We start from the raw sequence: 21,705 nt of genomic DNA, 5'->3' as shown, positions 1-21,705 counted from the left end.
CCATCTCGGACCCACTAGCCTCTGCGTTGTGTCCGGCACCGTGATCGTCACCGACTCCACCGCGAGCATCCCGCCCGAGCTGGCGGCCGCGCGGGGGATCGTCGTGGTGCCCCTGCAGGTCGTGATCGGCGCCCAGGTCCTCGACGAGGGCGCCGACGGCGCGACCCCGGACGTCGTGGCGCAGGCGCTCGCCGACTTCGTGCCCGTCAGCACGTCGCGGCCCAACCCGGCGTCGATGGCCGAGGTCTACGAGCGACTGGCGCGGGAGGGCGCGGACGAGATCGTCTCGGTCCACATCTCCGGCGACATGAGCGGCACCTTCGAGTCGGCCCAGCTGGCGTCCGCCCAGGTCTCGGTGCCCGTGACGTGCGTGGACAGCCGCCAGGTCGGAGCCGCCACCGGCTACGCCGCCCTGTCCGCTGCGGACACCGTCGACGCCGGTGGGTCCGCGTCCGAGGCGGCACAGGCGGCTCGCGAGCGTGCAGCCTCGGCGACCTCGTTGTTCTACGTCGACACCCTCGAGTACCTCCGCCGGGGCGGCCGGATCGGGGCCGCCGCGGCGATCCTCGGTGGCGCGTTGTCGGTCAAGCCGCTGCTGAGCATCACCGACGGCAAGGTCGCCAACCTGGAGCGCGTGCGCACCGGCGCTCGTGCGCTCGCGCGCTTGGAGGACCTCGCGGTCGAGGCAGCGGGGGAGGAGCCGGTGGACGTCTACGTCGCCCACCTCGCGAACGCCGAGCGTGCCGAGCAGCTGGCCTCGAAGCTGGCCGACCGGCTGGTCGACAACCTCGAGGGCCGCGAGATCTGGTGCGGCGAGCTCGGCGCTGTGCTCGGTGCGCACGTCGGCCCCGGCATGGTCGCGGTGTGCGTGGCCCCGCGACTGGGTTGAGACGGGCCACTCATGCGGCTGGACCTGTGGATGACGGGTCCTGAGCCGGGGTTGTCCACAGGCTGACGTCGGGCAGGTGGCGAGCAGCGGCGCTGCTTCCTAGGTTCGTCGCATGCGCCCACTCCACCCGCGGAGCACCACCAGCGACGAGCACGCCGAGGCCGTGTCGCGCCGCCTCGCCACGCTCAGTGCCGAGCTCGCGGCGGTCCGCCGCGACCCGCCGGTCGCTCACCGCCACACCCAGCTGCGCGGCCTGCACCCGGAGCCGCCGCCGGACCTCGGCGAGGTGCCCCTGGTCCCCGTCCCGGGGCGGCACTCCTCCCGGGGTCCGGTCCACGGCCTGGTGTCGCGGCTCCACCTCACGGGCGCCCACGTCGCGGTCATCTCGATCGTGGTCGCGGTGGCCGTCGCGGTGGCATCGTGGCTGGCCGTTCGCTCCGATCCCGAACCGGTGCCGGCGCTGGCTCCGGTCAGCGAGCCGCTCGTGAGCACGTCCCCGGTCCCGCCCGGATCGCCGGCGTCGATCCCACCGGGGCCGGCCACCGGGACGGCGACGGGGACGGCGACCGGGCCGGCCGAGGTGACCGTGGACGTGGCCGGCAAGGTGCGCAGCCCCGGCATCGCTGTGCTGCCGCCGGGCTCGCGGGTGGTCGACGCGGTGGAGGCCGCCGGTGGGGCACGGCGAGGCGTCGACCTTGCCTCGCTCAACCTGGCCCGACCGCTGGTGGACGGGGAGCAGATCCTCGTCGGACTGCCGGTCCCGGCGGGCGTGGTCGGCTCGTTGGGGGCGACACCCGGTCCCGGGCAGACGGGGCCGCTGGTCAACCTCAACACCGCCGACCCCGTGACGCTGGAGACGCTGCCCGGGGTGGGGCCGGTGACGGCCGGGGCGATCGTGTCGTGGCGCACCGAGCACGGCGGCTTCACCGCGGTGGAGGAGCTGCTCGAGGTGGACGGCATCGGTGACGCGACCCTGGCCGAGATCGCCCCGCACGTGACGATCTGAGGAGGTGGTGCGAGACCTTCGGCTGCCGTTGCTGGGGGTCGGCGCCTGGTCGGGAGGACTGGCTGCCGCGGGACTGCCCGCCTGGCTGAGCCTCGCGCTGGCCCTGCTGGCGCTCGGGGTGGCCGCCTGCGCCCGGTCCTGGCCGGCGCTGGCGTGCGCGATCGCAGCCCTGGCCGTCGTCGCCGTGGCGACGCTGCGGGTGGCGCCCTTCGGGACCGGCCCGGTGGCCGACCTGGTGGCGCAGCGCGCGGTCGTGTCCGCGCGGGTCTCGATCACGAGCGACCCGCGCGCCGTGGCCGGGCGGTTCGGCGATCTCGTGGTGGTCCGGGGGACGCTCACGCACGTGACCGGCCGCGGGGCGACGTACTCCCTGAGGGCGCCGGTGGTGCTGCTGGCCGACGACGCATGGCTGGCGGTGCGCCTCGGCTCGGAGGTGCGGGTGTCGGGCCGGCTGGCGCCCGACGACGGCCATGGTGCGGCGGTGCTGGGCGTCCTGTCGGTGCGCGGGCCACCTGTCGTGGAGTCCGGGCCCGACGCCTGGTGGCGGGCGGCGGCCGCCGTTCGCACCTCGATCCGCGAGTCCGTGGCGCCGCGGGGCGAGCACGCGCGCGAGCTGGTGCCGTCGCTGGTGGTGGGCGACGACAGCGGCCTGGATCCGGCGCTGGCCGAGGACTTCCGCACCACCGGGCTGACCCACCTGCTCGCGGTCTCCGGCACCAACCTGACGTTGCTCGTGGGCTTCCTGCTGATCGTCGGGCGGTGGTGCGGTGTGCGGGGCCGGTGGACCTACGCCCTCGCGGCTCTCGGCATCGTCGGCTTCGTGCTGATCGCGCGGACCGAGCCCAGCGTGGTCAGGGCGGCGGCGATGGGCACGGTGGCGTTGATCGGCATGGGGAGCAACGGCCGCGAGCGCGGCACGCGGTGCCTGGGCGCCGCCGTGTTCGCGCTGCTGCTCGTCGATCCGGGGCTGGCGGTGACCGCCGGGTTCGCGCTGTCGGTGCTGGCGACCGGCGGGATCCTGTTCCTGGCGCCGACGTGGCGAGACGCCATGACCCGCTGGCTGCCCCGCTGGGTGGCGGAGGCGGTCTCGGTGCCGCTGGCGGCCCAGGTCGCGTGCACCCCCGTCGTCACGGCGATCTCGGGACAGATCAGCCTGGTCGCGGTGATCGCCAACCTGCTGGCCGCGCCGGCGGTCGCGCCCGCGACGGTCCTCGGCCTGGCGGGCGGGCTCGTGGGCCTCCTGTGGACCCCGCTCGGGCAGGTGGTGGCCGCTCCCGCGGCCTGGTCCGTGTCGTGGATCGTGGTGGTGGCCCAGCGTGGAGCGGCCCTGCCGACGGCGGCCGTCGAGTGGGGGACCGGTCCGGTGGCGCTGGCGGTCGTCACGCTCGGGTGCGTCGCCGTGGTCGTGTCCGCACCGCGCCTGCTGAGATCGCCGGTCACGGGGGTCGGTTGCTCGGTGCTGCTGGTCGTGACGGTGCTGACGCGGCCACCGACCCCGGGCTGGCCGACCGCCGGCTGGGTGCTGGCCATGTGCGACGTCGGCCAGGGCGACGCCCTGGTGCTCAACGCCGGGGCGGGAGCGGGAGTGGTCGTCGACGCCGGTCCGGACCCGGAGCTCATCGATCGCTGCCTCGACCGGCTCGAGATCACGCACGTGCCGCTCGTGGTGCTCACGCACTTCCACGCCGACCACGTCGACGGGTTGTCCGGGGTGCTGGAGGACCGCACGGTCGGCGAGGTCGACGTGACCTCGATGGTCGACCCGCCCCAGGGTGCCGCTGCCGTCGGGCGCACCCTGGCTGCGCCGCCGGTGGTCGCGGCCTACGGCCTCACCCGTGAGGTGGGGGCGGTGAGGCTGCAGACACTGTGGCCGCTGCCGGGCGCGCCCACCGCCGGCGTCGGTGACGGCAGTGCGGCCAACGACGCCAGCGTGGTGCTGCTGGCGCAGGTCGGCGGCGTGCGCATCCTGCTCACGGGCGACATCGAGCCTCCGGGACAGCTCGCGCTGCGCCGTACCCTCCCCGACCTGGCCGTCGACGTGCTGAAGGTGCCGCACCACGGCAGCCGGCACCAGGACCTCGACTTCCTCACCGGGCTCCGGGCTCGGCTGGCGCTGGTCTCGGTGGGCGCCGACAACGACTACGGCCACCCCGATCCGGGCGTGGTGACGGCGCTGACCCAGACCGGTGCGGTCGTCCGCCGCACGGATCTCGACGGCGACGTGCTGGTGCTCGCGACGGACGACGGGATCGCTGTCCGCGGTCGCGGCTAGGGTTGCCCCACCATGGCTTCCACCCCCACCGCAGCGCAGGTCCTCGGCCGGATCATCCTCGTCACCGGCAAGGAGGAGTTCCTCAGCGAGCGCACCGTCGCCGGTGTGCGGGCGGCCGTGAAGACCTTCGACACCGAGGCCGAGATCGCCGACTCCGAGGCCTCCGACCTGACGCTGGCGAGCCTGGGGGAGATGGCTGCCCCGTCGCTGTTCTCCTCGACCCGCTGCGTCATCGTGCGCGGTCTCGAGGGGCTGCCCGACGACTGCTACGACGGGATCCTCTCCTACGGCGCAGCGCCGGCCGAGGACATCGCGCTGGTGCTGGTGCACGGCGGCGGGCCGCGCGGCAGCGGCCTGCTGACCAAGCTGCGCAAGCTCGCGTCGGTCACCGAGGTGAAGTCGCAGGAGATCAAGGCCTCCGACCTGACGAGCTTCGTGAGCGCCGAGGTGGCCGGTCACGGCGCGAAGATCGCCGGCGACGCCGCGGCCTTCCTGGTGACGGCGGTCGGGGGCGACCTGCGCTCGCTCGCCGCTGCGGCCCACCAGCTGACCAACGACTTCCCCGGCGAGCAGCTCACCGTCGACAAGGTCCAGCGCTACTTCGGCGGCCGCGCCGAAGCCAAGTCCTTCGCGGTGGCCGACGCCGCGTTCGCCGGCCGCAAGGCCCAGGCGCTCGAGGCGCTGCGCTGGGCGATGGACGGCGGCACCGCCTCCGTGCTGGTCACCTCGGCGATGGCCGGCTCGGCGCGCAGCATCGCCCGGTTCCTCGGTGCCCCCAACGGCCAGCGCGAGGGCGACCTCGCCCGTGACCTGGGCGTGCCCCCGTGGAAGGTCCGGCAGGTCCGTGACCAGTCCCGCGCGTGGACCCCCGACGGGATCTCGGCCGCGGTCCGTGCGGTCGCAGTGGCGGACGCCGACATCAAGGGCCAGGCCCACGACGCGGCGTACACCCTCGAGCGGTTGGTGCTCACCGTCGCCGACCTGCGCAGCAAGCGCTGACCCGCTCCGCGCGCGGCGCACTGAAAATGCACGAACGCCCCGCCGCAGTGCGACGGGGCGAACGAGTCAGAAGATCAGAGAGCGGCGGACTGCTTCGCGATCGACGACTTGCGGTTCGCAGCCTGGTTCTTGTGGATGACGCCCTTGGAGGCGGCCTTGTCCAGCTTCTTGGCGGCGTCACGGCCCGCGACGACGGCGGTGTCCTTGTCGCCCGCGGCGACGGCCTCGCGGAACTTGCGCACCGCGGTCTTCAGGCCCGTCTTCACGGCCTTGTTGCGCTCGCGCGCCTTCTCGTTCTGCTTGTTGCGCTTGATCTGGGACTTGATGTTGGCCACAGGAGAACCTTTGCTCGTTGCTGGTCAGGGAAAGTCTGTGTGTCGGCTGCCGACAAACCCTTGACAGGGCTGGGCGCCGGACATGCAAGGAGAAAGACTACTGCCGAGGCGCCCGACCACCCAAATCGAGTCGATGACGACTCACGCCCAGCCCCGGCGCTCGCACAGCCAGTGCCAGCAGACCTCGCCCTGCCAGCGCTGGTGGTCGCGCATGAACGGTGAGGTGGGCGGCACCGGGTCATCGGCGGACTTGAGGAAGTAGCCCGTGAGGAGCGCCAGGACGCGGTCGATCGATTCGGCCGGTACGTCGCGTGTCAGCGAGCGAGCGGCCAGCACCGACTCCACGTCGAGGCCGTCGCCGCGCGGGCCGACCAGGGTGAAGAGGGTGTCGATCCACGCGGCCCCGACGATCGGCCAGTTCCAGTCGCAGATCCACACCTTCCCCTCGGCGTCGAGGAGCAGGTTGTCGTCGCGGATGTCGGTGTGGACGAGCGTGTCGCCCCCGACCACCTCGGCGTAGCCGGCCGCGAGCGCCGCCGCCTCCTCGGCGTGGGGCAGGTCGGGCCGGGTCGCCACGACGTGGTCCCACATGGCGACGAGGGGCTTGAAGTCGTCCTCGGCGCTGTCCAGCACCAGTCCGGCCGGGGGCGGCGTGAGCCGGTCGGCGACGACCTCGAGGGCGTCGAGGGCGGACTCGAGGTCCTCCGAGCGCCAGGGCCGGTGCGGTGCGCGCCCCTCGACGTACTCGATGCCGAGCGCGACCCAGTCGTCGTCGAGGTGCCAGAGCAGCCGCGGGCTGGGCACGCCGGGAGGAAGGGCCGCGAGCTTGCGCGCCTCCTCGCGGTAGGAGTCGGCGAAGAGTCGCTGGGCCTTGACCGAGGCGGCCTTCACGAAGTGGCGCGAGCCGTCCGCGCACACCAGCACGCTGGCGAAGCCCGGCGTGAAGCCGGACGTCTGGGAGATCGCCTCGACCACGGGGGAGCCGCACTTGCGCTCGATGAAGGCGCGCAGGTTGGGCGGCAGGAACGACCACTCCAACCGGCGGGCGGTCTGGCCGACGGGGGCGGGGTAGGGACCGGGCGCAGACGACATGGCGCCATCCTCCCGAAGAATTGGACTCGACGTGAATCGGATAATCGGTCCATGCCCGAACTCATCGAGCCGCACGTCCGTGTCCGCGCGTCCTTCCTGGAGGCCGTCGAGGAGCTGGTGGCCGACGGTCGTGCCTACGACGGCTCGATGATCGGTCGCTGGATCAGCCTGTACGGCGACCGCTGGGCCGACGAGGCCGGGTTCGCCGACTTCGTGGGCTACCTGCAGGCCGACGCGACCCCGCACGCGCCGCGGCCCACCACGCACGTGCCGCAGAGCACCTGGTGGCTGGTCGAGGGCGACACCTACCTCGGCCGGATCTCGTGCCGGCACCTGCTCACCGAGTGGCTGGCGGAGTTCGGCGGCCATGTCGGCTACGAGGTCCGCCCCTCCGCACGCCGGCAGGGCCATGCGACGACCATGCTGCGCGCCGTGCTCCCGCACGTGCACGCGCTCGGCATCGATCCCGCCCTGCTCACCTGCGACGACGACAACGTGGCGTCCCGCAAGGTGATCGAGGCAGCCGGCGGGGTGTTCGAGGACCAGCGTGGTGTGAAGCTCAGGTTCTGGGTGCCGACCCGGTAGTTCGTGGGCGGGCTGCCGTGCGTGGAAGAATGGCCGGACCTCGCCATACCCCTCCGGAAAGTCGCCTGTGTCCTTGAAGAACGCGCCCAAGCCGGGCCAGACCGATCCGGCGATCATCCGCAACTTCTGCATCATCGCCCACATCGACCATGGCAAGTCGACGCTGGCCGACCGGATGCTGCAGCTGACGGGCGTCGTCGACGCGCGCGCGGCCCGCGCGCAGTACCTCGACCGCATGGACATCGAGCGCGAGCGCGGGATCACGATCAAGAGCCAGGCCGTCCGCATGCCGTGGACCGTGCCGGCCGACAACGACGAGGGTGCGGTGCCGGGGACCTACGTCCTCAACATGATCGACACCCCCGGCCACGTCGACTTCACCTACGAGGTGTCCCGCTCGCTCGAGGCGTGCGAGGCCGCGGTGCTGCTCGTCGACGCCGCCCAGGGCATCGAGGCGCAGACGCTCGCCAACCTCTACCTCGCGATGGGTGCCGACCTCCACATCATCCCGGTGCTCAACAAGATCGACCTGCCGGGCGCGATGGTCGACAAGTACGCCGCCGAGCTGGCCGGCCTCGTCGGCTGCGAGCCGCACGAGGTGCTTCGCGTGAGTGCCAAGACCGGCGTCGGCGTCGAGGGCCTGCTCAACGAGATCGTGCTGCAGACCCCGGCTCCCGTCGGCAACGCGGACGCCCCGCCGCGCGCGCTGATCTTCGACTCCGTCTACGACACCTACCGCGGCGTGGTCACCTACGTCCGCGTCATCGACGGCAAGCTCACCCACCGCGACCGGATCAAGATGATGTCGACCGGTGCCGTGCACGAGATGCTCGAGGTCGGCGTGATCAGCCCGGAGCCGGTCAAGGCCGGCGACCTGGGCGTCGGCGAGGTCGGCTACCTCATCACTGGCGTGAAGGACGTCCGCCAGTCGCGCGTCGGTGACACCGTCACCAGCCAGCACCACGGCGCGACCGAGTCACTCGGCGGCTACAAGCACCCCAACCCGATGGTCTACTCCGGCCTCTACCCGATCGACGGCGACGACTACCCGACCCTGCGCGACGCCCTCGAGCGGCTCCAGCTCAACGACGCGGCGCTGACCTTCGAGCCGGAGACCTCCGGCGCGCTCGGCTTCGGCTTCCGCATCGGCTTCCTCGGGCTGCTGCACATGGAGATCACCCGGGACCGGCTCGAGCGTGAGTTCGACCTCGACCTCATCTCGACCGCACCCAACGTGGTCTACGAAGTGCTGATGGAGGACGGCTCCAAGATCGTCGTCACCAACCCCAGCGAATACCCTGAGGGCAAGATCGCCGAGGTGCACGAGCCGGTCGTCAAGGCGACGATCCTCAGCCCCAGCGATTACATCGGCACGATCATGGAGCTGTGCCAGGCCAAGCGTGGCAACCTGCAGGGGATGGACTACATCTCGGAGGACCGCGTCGAGATGCGCTACACACTGCCGATGGGCGACATCGTCTTCGACTTCTTCGACCAGCTGAAGTCGCGCACCAAGGGCTATGCCTCGCTCGACTACGAACGCGCCGGCGAGCAGGCGGCCGACCTGGTCAAGGTCGACATCCTCCTGCAGGGCGAGCCCGTCGACGCGTTCTCCGCGATCGTGCACCGCGATGCGGCGTACGGCTACGGCGTGATGATGGCCGGCAAGCTCAAGGACCTCATCCCGCGCCAGCAGTTCGAGGTCCCGATCCAGGCCGCCATCGGCGCCCGCGTGATCGCCCGCGAGAACATCCGCGCCATCCGCAAGGACGTGCTCGCCAAGTGCTACGGCGGTGACATCACCCGCAAGCGCAAGCTGCTCGAGAAGCAGAAGGAAGGCAAGAAGCGGATGAAGATGGTCGGCCGCGTCGAGGTGCCGCAGGAGGCCTTCATCGCCGCGCTGTCGACCACGCAGCCGACGGAGACGAAGAAGTAGGACCATGAGCGTCGTACGGCGAAGCGAGGTCGCCCCCGTCCCGTGGGCCAACGGCGGCGGGACGACGCGTGAGCTGCTCGTCGCCGAGGACGGGGCGTGGCGCATCAGCCTCGCCGACATCGAGCGTGACGGACCGTTCTCGTCCTTCCCGGGACGCGCGCGGCTGCTCACCGTGGTGGACGGGGTCGTGCTCGGGCTCGTCGTCGACGGTGTCGAGCAGGTCGTCGAGCCGCGGCGCCCGTTCGCCTTCCCCGGTGCTGCCGAGGTCGTCGCGAGCGTGCCCGAGGGCCCGGTGGTCGCGCTGAACCTGATCGTCGACCCGGCGCTGATCGACCCGTTCGTCACGGTCCTCGAGCTCGGACGCGGCTCGACGCTGCCGCTCGCGGACGACCAGGCCGCCCTGGTCCTGCAGGGACAGGCGGCTGCCGGGGACGAGGGCGCAGCGCCGTACGACCTGGTCGCCGGCCCGACCGAGGTGTCCGGCCGCTGCACGCTCGCCGTCATCACCCTGCAGCGGTGACTGTCCCGGTCAGCCGCGCATGGCACCGCCCGGCCGGTCGTAGGACTCCGCCACGATCTCGGCCACCACGGACAACGCGATCTCGCCGGGTGCCTTGCCGCCGAGGTTGTGGCCTGCCGGCACGTGCAACCGGGTGACGTCCACGCCCTCGGCGACCAGCTCGGCGAGCAGGCCCTCGGACCGGCGTCGGCTCGCCATCATCGCGACGTAGCTGGCGTCCGACGCGAGCGCGGCTCGCAGCACGGCCGGCGCGTCCGGTGCGTCGTGGTCGCACAGCACGACAGCGTCGCCCGGCCGGGGGTCGAGGCCGGGACCGCCGTCATCGGCGCCCTCGACCAGCACCTCGCGGCCCACGGTGCGCCCGATGGTCTCGATCGCCCTCGCGATCGGGTTGTCGCTCAGCACCAGGATCCGGCCGTGCGTCGTGCCGTCGTCGGACCACGGCTGCTCACGAGTCATGCGCCCACACTGACACCCTCGCGGGTCAGCGTCACCCCGGTGACCGAGATGCCCAGTGCGGCCTCCAGCGACGCGACCGGCTCGGACAGCTCGGACTGCCGCGGCTTGCGGGTGCCGGCGAACCACACCACCTCGAGCGGCCGCTTCCGCGCCGAGCCCGTGGCCCGCCAGTAGCCGGTGATCCGGCCGTCGACGAGCAGCGGCGCCAGCACCATCCCGTTGTTCTGGCTCCACAGCCTCCGCAGGTGTCCCGGCTCGGCGAAGCGGTCTCGCGCGGACGGGTCGTAGCCGCACATCAGGGCGTCGAACTCCGGCAGCAGGCGTACGCCGGGCAGGTCCCGCGCGGGCGGCGGGGAGGGTACGTCGACGTACGACCGTCCGTCGGGACCGGGGACGCCGACCAGCCCGAGCTCGTCGAGTGCGGCGTCGACGGCTCGCAGGCCGAGGCCGGACCACCACGCGATGTCGTGCCGCGACACCGGCCCGTGGCAGCGGACGTGCAGTGCGACGGCGTCGACCGGCGTCGCCGAGACAGCCGGGGGCAGGGTCCGGTAGACGGGGGCGCCCTGGCCGGACCAGCTGCCCTTCGCCGGGCGGCGCACCAGGCCGCCGTGGCCGAACGCCAGGTAGCGCCCCGCCTGCTGCCCGGTCACCTCGTCGTGCCCCTCGTGCGAGACCAGCCAGTCGTGCAGGTGCTGCTGCAGCTCGGCGGGCGTGCGCCACTCGGCTGCGAACTCCTCCGTCGCGGACCACAGCTCCTCGAGGGTGCCGTGCTCGAGCTTGAGCATGCGCTGCCACAGGGTGCGCTGGCCGACCCGGGTCGCGGCACCGAGCGCGGCGTACTGCTCCGGCGTGGCTGTGTGCACCGTGCCGCGGATCGTGCTGCCGCGCACGATCTCTCCGGACTCGTACGCCGACGTGATCTCGGCATGCGTCGTGCCGGGCCGTCGCGCCGCGAGCCCGATGAACGGGGACCGCGCCGTCTGGGCCTGGACCGGGCCGGTCGCCGACACCAGGCCGGCGACGTCCCCGGCGATGGTGGGGAACTGCCGGCCCAGCGACAGCGCGGTCAGGTCGTCGAGTGCGAACGCCATGCCCTCACGCTAGGGCGAAGGGAGGTCGGGAGTGGTCCACAAGGTGGGGTTCTGACGACCGTGTCGGGCTACCCTTCTTCTCGTTCACGAGGGGAGAGAGGAACGCGGTGGCGCACGAGATATCGGTTTCCAGAACGGGATCGGGGCAGGTCGTCGAGACGATGTGGGAACTTGGCCGTCAGACGTCGCGCACCCACTCGTTCGCGAGCTTCGGCTCGTCAATGCACGAGACGGAGGCGTTCCGCGGGTTCCTCGGGCTGTTCAAGGGCACCTACAGCACGGCGCACACCGATCTCGTCGACTGCCTGAAGCTCGCCTACGAGGCGGCCTTCGACTTCGAGGACGCGATCGCCGAGGCGCGCAAGGACATCCTCACGACGGACGAGAACGTTGCCGAGACGCACCGGAAGCTGGCCGTCAACCTCAACGATCAGGCGCCTGGGACTGGGCCGGGGCACTCGACGACCGGCTGGCCCGATCGAACCAACGGCCCGTTGGTCGGCGCCAACACCATGCACTCGATGATGAACGATCCCGAGATCAGCGACTCGATCGTCCGCAACCAGGCCGACCCTCCCAAGCACGCCGCGACCCATACCTCCACCCATTCGCCGTTCGCCCTGCTGGACGTTGCCCAGCAGGGACAGAGCGCTGTGCAACACGCGCAGGAGCAATCCGGCGCGCGCGACGACGAGGACAAGATGGACGACTACCTGAACCGCAAGGACCGAGACTGATGGCCTACGTCGTCCAGTTGCGCGACGTGGATTCCGTGCTGGTGTCCGGCGCCTCCGGCACCGAGGGCGACCTCGTCGAGCAGATCAAAGGCAACTGCGGCTATGTGGTGCGCGGCATCAACTGGGTCCTGGAGCAGGTCAACATCCACCTTCTCGACGCCTTGTTCGACAAGCTCGGCGGTGACTTCTCCACCGTCAGCGTGATGGCCGAGGACTGGCGCCGCACGGGACTGGCCGCCGGGATCCTCGCCGACAACTACCGCGAGATGGCCGCCGCTGTCCCGACCGTGTGGCGCGGCGACACGGCCGATGCGATGACGGCCAAGATGGAGGAGTTTGCCGAGAACCTGGACGCGGCCGCCGAGTGCATCGAGATGGTCCAGATGGCCATCGACGACATGCTGGCCGCGACGAAGTCGGCGATGGAGCTCGTCGCCATGTCACTGAGCCTGATCGACGATCTGTGCATGTACTTCGCCGGGAGCCTGGCGAAGCTGGCCAAGGAGATCCTCACCGGCGGACGACGGATCAAGCAGATCATCGAGCTTGCGCGCGACGTGATCCGCACGCTCGAGGCGCTCGCAGACCTGATCCCGGCTCTCACCAAGACCGCCTCGGCGGTTGCGGTGACCCTCAAGGGGCTCGACTTCGTCATCGTGGCCTCCAACACCAAGACCAACAAGGACGTCGGCGACAAGGCCGACGATGCGAGCTCCCACCTGCCAACCTTCCCCGTGGGCGGCCGGTGATGGGGCGCAACGAAGCCCTCCGGGCGCACATGGCGCAGTTGCGGTCGCAGGTGTCGGCGTTCCGCGAGGAGACGGCCGCCTTCCGCGAGCAGATGGAGCGACTGAAGACTGAGCTGCGCCCGCGAGCGGAGAGGGCCAGCGCCGATCGTTCCGAGGCCATGGAGGAGCTGCGCCGCGACTTCGCCGACAAGCGGGTCCCAGAGGAGGACCGCGCGCTCATTGCTCGGGTCCTCGGTGGCGAGACCACGTGGCACGACGTGCTGAGCGGCATCGACGAGCACGCGACCGCGGTCGACTACCGCAACCGCTTTGGCGCCGAGTTCAGCCGCAGCGTCGAGCAGCTTGCCGCGGACGACGAGGACCTGGCCCAGGCCCTCGGCGACGCCCAGTCGGACGACCACGACGTGGATCCGCGCCGATGATCGCCCGGGACGACCTGGCCGGTCGTGGGCTGCTGGAGACGTTGCGCTGGAGGTTCACCAACGGGGACATCTTCTACTGGAGGTTCCTGGTCGGATCGGTTGGCGTCACCCTCGCTCTCACCTACGTGCAGACGGCGGTTGTCTGGGGCGGCGGCGCGCAGCCCTGGTCGCTGCTCGCGCCCCTCCTTGCGCCGTTCGCGATCTACTTCTTCGTACGCGGGTGGGCCTACGCCAAGCCACTGCCCTACCTGTGCGGCTTCGTCTTGTTGATGGTCGGCGGCGTGCTCCCCTTCGCGCTGATCCAGCCCGGCTGACGCAGGTGACTCCTCAGCTCGGCGCCTGCACTCCGGATCACGTCCGAGCCGGGCCAGCAGGCGGTCGGAGGCCGAGGCATCGGCGGCGACGGGCACGGCGGGGGAGCAGACGCCCTCGGCGTACAACGCTGGACCCCAGCCGTCGGCGGTGGCGCCCAGCGATGCCGCCTCGGAGTCGCTGATCGACCAGGGCTGGCCGGTCGCCCGGGCGATGTCGGATCCGTGGATGGCCAGGTCCCAGCCGTAGAAGTCGGCCATGGTGGCGGCGATCGTGGTCCGGCCGAAGTGGCCGTCGTACTCCTGTTCGGCCACGCCCGGCTGGCCGAGGATCTCGGCGACGACCTTGGCGTGGTCGCGCCAGGCGGTGGCGGGATCGGCGAGGTCAGGGGGAGGCGCCGGGGTCGAACCCCTGACGCGTGAGGAAGTCGCGCTCGCTGTCGATGGCGTGCGCGACGACGTCGCGCACGGTCCAGCCGTCGCACGGGGTGGGGGCGTCCCACTGCTGGTCGGAGGAGTGGAGGATGGCGGCGAGCGCGTCGGCCCGCTCGATGAATCGCTGTGCGGTGTCGGTCATGGCTCCACGCTCGCACCGCCGGTGACCGCGGCTCTTGTGATAATCGGACACATGTCTGACACAGGGGGAGTGCGGGTCGTCGACCCGGTCGATCGGGCGCACCTCACCGGGGTCACCCGTCCGTCGCCACCCATCCACCGCTACGCGGCGTCGGCGGAGCTCGCCGACCTGGTCGAGCGCTTCTGGATCCCGGTCTGGTCGCTGGCCGAGCCGTCGACGCAGAGCACCCTGCAGCACCCGGTGTGCCTGATCGTCGTGAGCAACACGTATGCCCGGTTCTACGGCGTCGGACGCGGGCGCTCGAGCGTGACGCTCGAGGGTGACGGCTGGGCGGTGGGCACGATGTTCACCCCGGCCGCCGGGCGGCTGGTCCTGGGACGCTCGGTCGCCGAGGTCACCGACACCTACGTCGACCTCGGTGAGGTCGAGGGTCTCGACGACGGGTCCTTGGTCGCCGAGGTCCACGAGACCATGGATGCCGACCCGCACGACCCGGCCGCCCACGCAGTGGCGATCGCGTCCGTCGAGCGGAGGCTGGCGGCGTACCTCCCGGTCGACGAGCCGGGGCTGCTCATCAACGAGGTCGTCACGTGGTTGCGCGACCACCCCGAGGTCACCCGGGTCGACGAGCTCGCGTCACACGTCGGTCTGTCCGAGCGCAGCCTGCAGCGCCTCGTCGAGCAGCGCGTCGGCATGAGCCCGAAGTGGCTGATCCAGCGACGCCGCCTCCATGACGCGGTCGAGGCGATGAAGGCGGGGGAATCGTCGCTGGCCGACATGGCGGCGCGGCTCGGCTATGCCGACCAGGCCCACTTCACCCATGACTTCCGCACGGTCACCGGGATGACGCCGGGGGAGTACCTCGGCGATCAGCCGCGGTGACCGCTGATCGGCTCACACGGCCTGCATGAGCACCTCGCGGACGACCATCGCGCCCGCGAGCTGGCCGGCGTGGGCGGCGGCCAGCACCGACGGCATCGGCATCGGCATGTCGGCGACGTGCGCGAGGTCGCCGGCGGCGAAGACACCGGGGACGCTGGTGTGGCCGAACATGTCGATCGCGATGCAGCCGCTCTCGCGCAGCTCGAGCCCGAGCTGCTCCGCGAAGGGCGCTGACTGTTCGAAGGCAGGGTGGGCGAACAGTCCGTCGACGACGACGGCCGTGGACCCCGAGGTCACCACGAGCCCGGCCGCCGAGGAAGCCACCCGGGTCACCGGCGGCACCACGGTGATCGCCCCGGCGATCGGCGAGAGCAGCGCGACGGCGTGCCCGGCGTTGGGGGAGTCCTGGATCGCGACCCGCTTGCCGCTCAGCTCGTGGCCGTGGCAGAACGGGCACACGTGCACGGTGCGGCCCCACTGCTCGGCGAAGCCGGGGACGTCCGGCATCACGTCGCGCAGGCCGGTGGCCAGCACCACCGTGCGGCTCGCCACGGTGGAGCCGTCGGCGAGCGTCGCCGCGAAGGTGCCGTCGACCAGCCGCTCGACGCTGGTCGCCGCGACGTCGCGCACCTCCACCTCGCCGTACGCCGCCAGCTCGGCGCGCACGATCGACCTGAACTCCGCGGGGTCGCGGCCGTCGTTGGTGAGGATGTTGTGCATGGCGTCGACCGGGGCGTTGCGGTAGCTGCCGGAGTCGAGCATCAGGGTCGGCCGGTGCATCCGGCCGAGGGTCAAGGTGGCCTGCAGGCCGGCGGGACCGCCGCCGATCACGAGTGCGTCATACATGTTCTGTCTCCTTCGGGATTGCCAATGAGACGAGCATGTGACTTCATGTCAACATGAAGTCAAGTCGTGATCGCACCTGGTCCGTCGGCGAGGTCGCAGAGCGCTTCGACCTGCCCACCAACGTGCTGCGGCACTGGGAGTCGGTGGGCCTGCTGAGGCCGGAGCGGGACTCCGCCGGTCGCAGGAGATATGCCCACGACGACATCGCCCGGGTCGCGGCGATCCAGCGGAACAAGGACGCGGGCATGACCCTGGACCAGATCGGGGTGCTGCTCGACGCGGACTCGCCCGAGCGGCATGCCGTGCTGCAGGCCCACCTCGACGACCTCGACCGGAGGATGGAGCAGATGCGGATCTCGCGGGAGATGACCGAGCACGCCTTCAACTGCAAGGCGCACGACATCAGCGCCTGCCCCCGCTTCCAGCAGCACGTCAGCGACCTGATGGCGGCCTTCGAGTGAGGCTCCCGAGGGGCCGGACGAGGCAGGCCGTGCCCTCTATGCGGACTTTGCTACCACCGCGTAACAAGGTGATCTAGGTTACTCCTCAGGAGTCAGCCTCTGTGGTCCCCGGAGACCGCAGCCCGAGTAATTGAGTCAGGGAGTCGCATGCCCATCCACCACGACACAACTTTCGTCGACAAGATGCCGCGCAACGTCGCGGTGCAGTTCCACGACCGCGTCGCCAAGTCGCCCACCAGCGAAGCCTTCCGCTACCCCAAGGGCGACGCGTGGGAATCGGTCACCTGGAAGCAGGCAGGCGAGAGGGTCGAGGCGCTCGCCGCTGGCCTGCTGTCGCTCGGGCTGGAGTCCGAGCAGCGCGTCGGTATCGCATCGGGCACCCGCTACGAGTGGATCCTGGCCGACCTCGCCGTCATGTGTGCTGCTGGCGCGACGACGACGGTCTACCCGACGACCAACGCCGCCGACACGGCCTACATCCTGAGCGACTCCGAGTGCCGCATCGTCTTCGCTGAGGACGACACGCAGATCGCCAAGCTGGTCGAGAACAAGAACGAGCTGCCCCACCTCACGAAGGTCGTCACCTTCGACGGCAAGGCCGACGGTGACTGGGTCATCACCCTCGACGACCTGGCCGCCCTCGGCGCGAAGTTCCTCGCTGACAACCCCGACGTCATCGCCGAGAAGGCCGCCGGCATCGAGCCCGACCAGCTCGCGACCCTGATCTACACCTCCGGCACCACCGGCCGCCCCAAGGGCGTGCGCCTGCGTCACAAGTCGTGGGTCTACGAGGGCGAGGCCATCCGCGCGCAGAACATCCTCGACGAGAGCGACCTGCAGTTCCTGTGGCTGCCGATGGCGCACTCGTTCGGCAAGGTGCTGCTCTCTGCCCAGCTCGCCTGCGGCTTCGCGTCGGCCGTCGACGGTCGCGTCGAGAAGATCGTCGACAACTGCGCGAGCGTGAAGCCCACGTTCATGGGCGCGGCCCCGCGCATCTTCGAGAAGGCCTACGGCCGGATCCAGACGATGCAGGCGGCCGAGGGCGGTGCCAAGGAGAAGCTCTTCCACAAGGCGTTCGCGACCGGCCTCAAGGTCGAGCAGCTCAAGCGCGAGGGCAAGTCGATCCCGGTCGGCCTGAAGGTCCAGCACGGCCTGTTCGACAAGCTCGTCTTCAGCAAGGTGCGCGCCCGCTTCGGTGGTCGCGTGCGCTTCTTCATCTCCGGTGCTGCCGCCCTCAACCGGGAGATCGCCGAGTGGTTCAACGCCGCCGGCATCGTGATCCTCGAGGGCTACGGCATGACGGAGAACTCCGCCGGTGCCACGGTCAACCACCCCGACGAGAACCGCATCGGCACCGTCGGTCGGCCCATGCCGGGCAGCGAGGTCAAGATCGGTGACGGCGACGAGGTGCTGCTGCGCGGTCCGCACATCATGGACGGCTACCACAACCTGCCCGAGGAGACGGCCAAGGCGCTGGACGCCGACGGCTGGCTGCACACCGGCGACAAGGGCTCCCTGGACGCCGACGGGTTCTTGACCATCACCGGTCGGATCAAGGAGCTCTTCAAGACCTCCGGCGGCAAGTACATCGCCCCGCCGGCGATCGAGTCGAAGTTCAAGGCGATCTGCCCCTACGCCAGCCAGTTCATGGTCTTCGGCGCCGAGCGCAACTACGTCATCGCGCTGATCACCCTCGACCCCGACGCCATGGCCGGCTGGGCCGCCGAGAACGGCCAGGAGGGCGCCTCCTACACCGACCTCGTCCGCAGCGACGCGGTCAAGAAGATGGTGGGCGACTACGTCGACGAGCTCAACGCCAAGCTGAACCGTTGGGAGACCATCAAGAAGTGGGAGCTGCTCGACCACGACCTGACGGTCGAGTCCGGCGAGATGACCCCCTCGATGAAGGTCAAGCGCAACGTCGTCGAGGACAACTACAAGGACAAGATCGAGGCGCTCTACGCCTGAGATCGACCCCAGCACGTCGCTGGATGGGTGTCGGTGGGAGACCACCGGCACCCATTCGCCATTTCCGCTCCCGCCGCGGCGTGATCCGGGCCCCGCTGGTGATTGGATGTGCACGTGCCCCCCGCCCAACCCGCTGGCCTGACCATGCCTGCCGACGGATCACTTCCTGACGCGGCGCTGGCGGAGCTCGGCTCACAGCCCTTCGGGCTCTACGTCCACGTCCCGTTCTGCTCGGTGCGCTGTGGCTACTGCGACTTCAACACCTACACCGCCGAGGAGCTGGGCGATGTTCCGGGCGCGTCGCGTTCGACGTACGCCGAGGCGGTTATCGCCGAGATCCGGCACGCGCGGCGCGTGCTCGGTGATCGCGACCTGCCCATCGACACCATCTTCTTCGGGGGCGGCACTCCCACCCTGATCAAGCCGGCCGACCTGGGTGCCGTCGTCGCGAGCGCGGCCGCCGAGTTCGGGCTCGCCGACGGCGTCGAGATCACGACGGAGGCCAACCCCGACTCCGTCACGGCCTGGGACCTGGCGGAGCTGCGCCAGGTCGGCTTCAACCGGATCAGCTTCGGCATGCAGTCCGCCGTCGACCACGTGCTCAAGGTGCTCGACCGCACGCACGACCCGCTCCGGGTCCCCGCGGCCGTGGGCTGGGCCCGGCAGGCCGGCTTCGAGGAGGTCTCGCTCGACCTGATCTACGGCACGCCGGGGGAGTCGGTCGCCGACTGGGAGACCTCGCTCGATGCGGCGCTCGCGTGCGAGCCCGACCACGTGTCGGCGTACTCCCTCATCGTCGAGGACGGCACGGCCCTGGCGCGACGCGTGCGTCGCGGCGAGCTGCCGATGCCCGACGAGGACGACCTGGCCGACAAGTACGACCTCGCCGACGAGCGGCTCACCGCCGCCGGGCTGGAGTGGTACGAGGTGTCCAACTGGGCGCGGCGGCCCGAGAGCCAGTGCCGCCACAACGTCCTCTACTGGACCGGCGGGCACTGGTGGGGTGCCGGGCCGGGCGCGCACTCCCACGTCGGCGGCGTGCGCTGGTGGAACGTCAAGCACCCTGCGGCGTACGCCAATCGGCTGGCCGCGGGCACGAGCCCGGCCATGGCCTACGAGCACCTCAGCGGCGACGACCGCCGCATCGAGCGCATCCTGCTCGAGCTCCGGCTCCGGGACGGGCTGCCCGTCCTGGCGCTCGATCGCAGCGGGCGTGCGCAGGTCGCGCGACTGGTCGAGGAGGGACTGGTCGACCTGGCCACCGAACGCCTGGTCCTGACCCGCCGCGGGCGGTTGCTCGCCGATGCGGTCGTGCGCGACCTGACCTAAGGCGCAGTGACGAAGTCGATGAGCTCCTCGACCCGGCCGAGCAGCTGCGGGTCGAGGTCCTCGAAGCCGCGGACGCCGCCGAGGATGTGCTTCCAGGCGCGGGCGATGTCGGCTTGGTCGCGGTGCGGCCAGCCGAGCTGCTGGCAGGTGCCCTTCTTCCACTCGATGTTGCGCGGCACGTCGGGCCAGCGCTTGATGCCCAGGCGCGAGGGCTTCACGGCCTGCCAGACGTCGATGAACGGGTGGCCGACGATCAGCACGTGCTTGCCGATCTCGGACTTCACGATGCCCTGCGCGATCCGGCTCTCCTTGGACCCGGGCACGAGGTGGTCGACGAGCACGCCGACGCGACGCTGCGGGCCGGGCTTGAAGTCGCGCAGGTGCTCGGCGAGGTCGTCGACGCCGCCGAGGAACTCCACGACCACGCCCTCGATCCGCAGGTCGTCGCCCCAGACCTTCTCGACCAGCTCGGCGTCGTGGCGGCCCTCGACGAAGATGCGGCTGGCGCGGGCCACGCGGGCCTTCGCGTCGTGGACGGCGATCGAGCCGCTCGCCGTACGCGTCTTCTTCTCCGGGCCTGACCGGACCGGGCGCCCCAGCACCACGGGCTTGCCCTCGCGCAGGAACCCGGGGCCGAGCGGGAACGTCCGTCGCTTGTTGCGCCGGTCCTCGATCGTCACCGTGTCCAGGTCGCGGTCGATGGCGACCACCTCGCCGACCCAGTCGGTGATGACCTCCTCGAGGATCATCCCGATCTCGGCGGGCACGTCGACGGCGCGGCCGTTCTTCGGCGCGCGCCAGTCGGTGGTCAGGACGTCGGAACCGTAGCGATCATGCGTGGGGGAAGGCACCGTCCAACGCTAGGCGGGCGATGCGCCCGGTTGGTCCCGCCACGCCGGTGACGCTCAGTCCTCGCTCGGCTCCTGTGCCTCCGCGCTCGCGCTGGCCGCCGAGTCGGTGTCGGCGTGCTCCGGCTCCTCGGTCGAGGGAGTGGGCCCGGTGGACTCGTAGGTGCCGGGGGTGTCCTCCTGGGTGTCGTCCATGCCCAGCTCCTCGGGGTCCTTCGTCTCCTCGGCGTCGGGATCCAGGGGCTCGGCCAGCGGGTTGTCGTCGCCGGGCTGCAGGTCCTCGGGCAGCAGGTCGTCGTCGGAGTGGTCGGAGAGGCCGGCCAGCTGCTGGTCCTCGGGCGCCGCGGAGGAGCCGTCGTGGTCGGCGTCGGCCTCGCTGCTCGTGGAGGACGCCTGGGGCACTTCGCTCGATTCGGTCATGCCTCGTTCCTACGCGCCTCGCGCCGGGGAGTAAACACCCCTTCAGACGAGCGGCAGCCTTTTCTGCGCGCGCGGCAGGTGCTCATAGCCGAGGCGTACGGCGGAGGCGAGCAGCGCAGGATCCCAGGGCCACTCACCCTGCTCGAGCGCCTGGGAGACGGGCACACCCCGGCTCGCGAGGTCGCGGATCGTCTCGGCGATGATCCCGAGCTCCACGCGCTGGTCCTGGACGTAGTCGCGGTCGATGACCTTGCCGTGGCCGGGGACGACCACCGTGGCGTCGGTCATCAAGCCCATCACCAGGTCGAGCGTGAGCGGCCACTCCAGGGGGAACGAGTCGTCGCCGATGAACGGCTTGTCCGACTCCTCGACCAGGTCGCCGCCGACGATCACGTCGGCGTCGGGCACACGGACGACCAGGTCGCCGGCGGTGTGGCCGCGGCCTGGGTGGATCAGCTCGATCACCCGGTCGCCGAGGTCCAGCGCGACGACCGAGGAGAAGCCGCGGGTCGCCGGGCGCAGGGTCGTGGCCAGGATCTCGTCGGCGCGGGAGTTGTCAGCCAGGTGTGGGTCGTGGCGGCCCTGCGTCGCGACCATCCGGTCGAGCGCGAAGTCGGTGGCGTGCACCGGCAGGTCGCCGTACTCCGTGAGGAGGACGTCGTTGCCGTACCAGTGGTCCCAGTGGTCGTGGGTGTTGACCAGGGCCGTGATCGGGCCGGCGCCGAGCCGGCGCACGTCGTCGGCGACGACCCGCGCCTGCTTCTCGGAGCCGTGGGTGTCGACCATGACCAGGCCGTCGTCGCCACCGATCAGGGTGATGTTGACGGCCATCCAGTCGTAGTGGGCGACCCAGGCCCGTGGGGCCACCTCAGTGATGATGCCGTCGGTCTTCACGTTGCCACCCTACGTACCGCCAGAGTTCAGGCGTACGTCGCGGGCAGGACCGTCGACGGCTCCTAGCGTCGACG

The 21,705-nt window shown here is 71.0% G+C and carries 24 protein-coding genes; 15 read left to right on the top strand and 9 right to left on the bottom strand.

Annotation, left to right across the window (positions count from 1 at the left end):
* The first annotated feature begins 28 nt into the window (after nucleotides 1-28).
* The 4 genes from C9J87_RS16755 (at nucleotide 29) to holA (ending at nucleotide 5,166) form a co-directional block, all read left to right on the top strand.
* A complete protein-coding gene (locus tag C9J87_RS16755) occupies nucleotides 29-889 on the top strand; it encodes a DegV family protein (protein ID WP_010832507.1) in 861 nt (286 codons plus the stop codon).
* A 112-nt stretch (nucleotides 890-1,001) separates the two neighbouring features.
* Nucleotides 1,002-1,895 carry a ComEA family DNA-binding protein gene (locus C9J87_RS16750; RefSeq protein ID WP_107706100.1) on the top strand — a complete coding sequence of 298 codons (894 nt, stop codon included), beginning with the start codon at nucleotides 1,002-1,004 and terminating at the stop codon, nucleotides 1,893-1,895.
* A gap of 4 nt (nucleotides 1,896-1,899) precedes the next feature.
* Nucleotides 1,900-4,167 carry a ComEC/Rec2 family competence protein gene (locus C9J87_RS16745; RefSeq protein WP_107706099.1) on the top strand — a complete coding sequence of 756 codons (2,268 nt, stop codon included), beginning with the start codon at nucleotides 1,900-1,902 and terminating at the stop codon, nucleotides 4,165-4,167.
* Nucleotides 4,168-4,179: 12 nt separating this feature from the next.
* Nucleotides 4,180-5,166 carry a DNA polymerase III subunit delta gene (gene holA / locus C9J87_RS16740; RefSeq protein WP_107706098.1) on the top strand — a complete coding sequence of 329 codons (987 nt, stop codon included), beginning with the start codon at nucleotides 4,180-4,182 and terminating at the stop codon, nucleotides 5,164-5,166.
* A gap of 74 nt (nucleotides 5,167-5,240) precedes the next feature.
* Here the strand turns inward: holA and rpsT are convergent, their stop codons facing one another.
* Nucleotides 5,241-5,501: a 30S ribosomal protein S20 gene (rpsT, locus tag C9J87_RS16735; RefSeq protein ID WP_010832512.1), complete on the bottom strand. Its 261-nt coding sequence runs from the start codon at nucleotides 5,499-5,501 to the stop codon at nucleotides 5,241-5,243.
* Between the two features lie 141 nt (nucleotides 5,502-5,642).
* Nucleotides 5,643-6,593 carry a phosphotransferase gene (locus C9J87_RS16730; protein ID WP_107706097.1) on the bottom strand — a complete coding sequence of 317 codons (951 nt, stop codon included), beginning with the start codon at nucleotides 6,591-6,593 and terminating at the stop codon, nucleotides 5,643-5,645.
* 51 nt (nucleotides 6,594-6,644) lie between these two features.
* On the opposite strand from C9J87_RS16730, the gene C9J87_RS16725 reads away from it, so the two are divergent.
* From C9J87_RS16725 to C9J87_RS16715, 3 genes are all read left to right on the top strand, one after another.
* Nucleotides 6,645-7,178, top strand: a complete 534-nt coding sequence (locus C9J87_RS16725) for a GNAT family N-acetyltransferase (protein ID WP_036490484.1) — start codon at nucleotides 6,645-6,647, stop codon at nucleotides 7,176-7,178.
* A gap of 73 nt (nucleotides 7,179-7,251) precedes the next feature.
* Nucleotides 7,252-9,114 carry a translation elongation factor 4 gene (lepA, locus tag C9J87_RS16720; RefSeq protein ID WP_036492480.1) on the top strand — a complete coding sequence of 621 codons (1,863 nt, stop codon included), beginning with the start codon at nucleotides 7,252-7,254 and terminating at the stop codon, nucleotides 9,112-9,114.
* 4 nt (nucleotides 9,115-9,118) lie between these two features.
* A complete protein-coding gene (locus C9J87_RS16715; protein WP_107706096.1) occupies nucleotides 9,119-9,634 on the top strand; it encodes a HutD/Ves family protein in 516 nt (171 codons plus the stop codon).
* A gap of 9 nt (nucleotides 9,635-9,643) precedes the next feature.
* Here C9J87_RS16715 and C9J87_RS16710 read toward each other — a convergent pair whose 3' ends face one another.
* Nucleotides 9,644-10,093 (bottom strand): XdhC family protein, encoded by a 450-nt coding sequence (locus C9J87_RS16710; protein WP_107706095.1) that lies wholly within the window; start codon nucleotides 10,091-10,093, stop codon nucleotides 9,644-9,646.
* Nucleotides 10,090-11,187: a DNA glycosylase AlkZ-like family protein gene (locus tag C9J87_RS16705; RefSeq protein WP_107706094.1), complete on the bottom strand. Its 1,098-nt coding sequence runs from the start codon at nucleotides 11,185-11,187 to the stop codon at nucleotides 10,090-10,092. The genes C9J87_RS16710 and C9J87_RS16705 overlap by 4 nt, the downstream gene beginning before the upstream one ends.
* Before the next feature lie 107 nt (nucleotides 11,188-11,294).
* On the opposite strand from C9J87_RS16705, the gene C9J87_RS16700 reads away from it, so the two are divergent.
* From C9J87_RS16700 to C9J87_RS16685, 4 genes are read left to right on the top strand one after another with little or no spacing between them, the layout of a single operon-like run.
* Complete coding sequence (locus tag C9J87_RS16700) at nucleotides 11,295-11,924, top strand: hypothetical protein (protein ID WP_157953238.1); 630 nt, start codon at nucleotides 11,295-11,297, stop codon at nucleotides 11,922-11,924.
* Nucleotides 11,924-12,673 carry a hypothetical protein gene (locus tag C9J87_RS16695; RefSeq protein ID WP_010832520.1) on the top strand — a complete coding sequence of 250 codons (750 nt, stop codon included), beginning with the start codon at nucleotides 11,924-11,926 and terminating at the stop codon, nucleotides 12,671-12,673. The genes C9J87_RS16700 and C9J87_RS16695 overlap by 1 nt, the downstream gene beginning before the upstream one ends.
* Nucleotides 12,673-13,095: a hypothetical protein gene (locus C9J87_RS16690; RefSeq protein ID WP_157953237.1), complete on the top strand. Its 423-nt coding sequence runs from the start codon at nucleotides 12,673-12,675 to the stop codon at nucleotides 13,093-13,095. The genes C9J87_RS16695 and C9J87_RS16690 overlap by 1 nt, the downstream gene beginning before the upstream one ends.
* Entirely contained in the window at nucleotides 13,092-13,409 is a 318-nt protein-coding gene (locus C9J87_RS16685) for a hypothetical protein (protein WP_010832522.1), read from the top strand. Before C9J87_RS16690 ends, C9J87_RS16685 begins: the two co-directional genes overlap by 4 nt.
* 382 nt (nucleotides 13,410-13,791) lie before the next feature.
* On the opposite strand, the gene C9J87_RS16680 is transcribed toward C9J87_RS16685, so the two are convergent.
* Nucleotides 13,792-13,983 carry a maleylpyruvate isomerase family mycothiol-dependent enzyme gene (locus C9J87_RS16680; RefSeq protein WP_107706092.1) on the bottom strand — a complete coding sequence of 64 codons (192 nt, stop codon included), beginning with the start codon at nucleotides 13,981-13,983 and terminating at the stop codon, nucleotides 13,792-13,794.
* A gap of 51 nt (nucleotides 13,984-14,034) precedes the next feature.
* On the opposite strand from C9J87_RS16680, the gene C9J87_RS16675 reads away from it, so the two are divergent.
* Entirely contained in the window at nucleotides 14,035-14,865 is an 831-nt protein-coding gene (locus C9J87_RS16675; protein ID WP_107706091.1) for a helix-turn-helix domain-containing protein, read from the top strand.
* Nucleotides 14,866-14,877: 12 nt separating this feature from the next.
* Here the strand turns inward: C9J87_RS16675 and C9J87_RS16670 are convergent, their stop codons facing one another.
* Nucleotides 14,878-15,711, bottom strand: coding sequence for an NAD(P)/FAD-dependent oxidoreductase (locus C9J87_RS16670; RefSeq protein ID WP_107706090.1), 834 nt, complete (start codon nucleotides 15,709-15,711; stop codon nucleotides 14,878-14,880).
* 53 nt (nucleotides 15,712-15,764) lie between these two features.
* Between C9J87_RS16670 and C9J87_RS16665 the strand changes: the two genes are divergently transcribed.
* From C9J87_RS16665 to hemW, 3 genes are all read left to right on the top strand, one after another.
* Nucleotides 15,765-16,172 (top strand): MerR family transcriptional regulator, encoded by a 408-nt coding sequence (locus tag C9J87_RS16665; RefSeq protein ID WP_010832526.1) that lies wholly within the window; start codon nucleotides 15,765-15,767, stop codon nucleotides 16,170-16,172.
* Nucleotides 16,173-16,319: 147 nt separating this feature from the next.
* Nucleotides 16,320-18,140 (top strand): AMP-dependent synthetase/ligase, encoded by a 1,821-nt coding sequence (locus C9J87_RS16660; RefSeq protein ID WP_010832527.1) that lies wholly within the window; start codon nucleotides 16,320-16,322, stop codon nucleotides 18,138-18,140.
* Nucleotides 18,141-18,254: 114 nt separating this feature from the next.
* On the top strand, nucleotides 18,255-19,469 hold the full coding sequence (gene hemW / locus C9J87_RS16655; RefSeq protein WP_036492486.1) for a radical SAM family heme chaperone HemW: 1,215 nt from the start codon (nucleotides 18,255-18,257) through the stop codon (nucleotides 19,467-19,469).
* Here the strand turns inward: hemW and C9J87_RS16650 are convergent.
* The 3 genes from C9J87_RS16650 to C9J87_RS16640 are packed head-to-tail and all read right to left on the bottom strand — an operon-like array spanning nucleotide 19,466 to nucleotide 21,631.
* On the bottom strand, nucleotides 19,466-20,320 hold the full coding sequence (locus C9J87_RS16650; protein ID WP_010832529.1) for a DUF3097 domain-containing protein: 855 nt from the start codon (nucleotides 20,318-20,320) through the stop codon (nucleotides 19,466-19,468). The genes hemW and C9J87_RS16650 overlap by 4 nt on opposite strands.
* A 54-nt stretch (nucleotides 20,321-20,374) precedes the next feature.
* Nucleotides 20,375-20,737 (bottom strand): hypothetical protein, encoded by a 363-nt coding sequence (locus tag C9J87_RS16645; RefSeq protein WP_010832530.1) that lies wholly within the window; start codon nucleotides 20,735-20,737, stop codon nucleotides 20,375-20,377.
* A 42-nt stretch (nucleotides 20,738-20,779) separates the two neighbouring features.
* The gene (locus tag C9J87_RS16640; protein ID WP_010832531.1) at nucleotides 20,780-21,631 is read right to left on the bottom strand and encodes an MBL fold metallo-hydrolase; all 852 of its coding nucleotides are present in this window, start codon (nucleotides 21,629-21,631) and stop codon (nucleotides 20,780-20,782) included.
* Nucleotides 21,632-21,705: the final 74 nt, after the last annotated feature.

The organism is Nocardioides allogilvus (assembly GCF_003047285.1).
Taxonomy (GTDB): domain Bacteria; phylum Actinomycetota; class Actinomycetes; order Propionibacteriales; family Nocardioidaceae; genus Nocardioides; species Nocardioides allogilvus.
The sequence above is the reverse complement of the archived record's forward strand: the minus strand, read 5'-3'. Positions and strand labels throughout refer to the sequence as shown.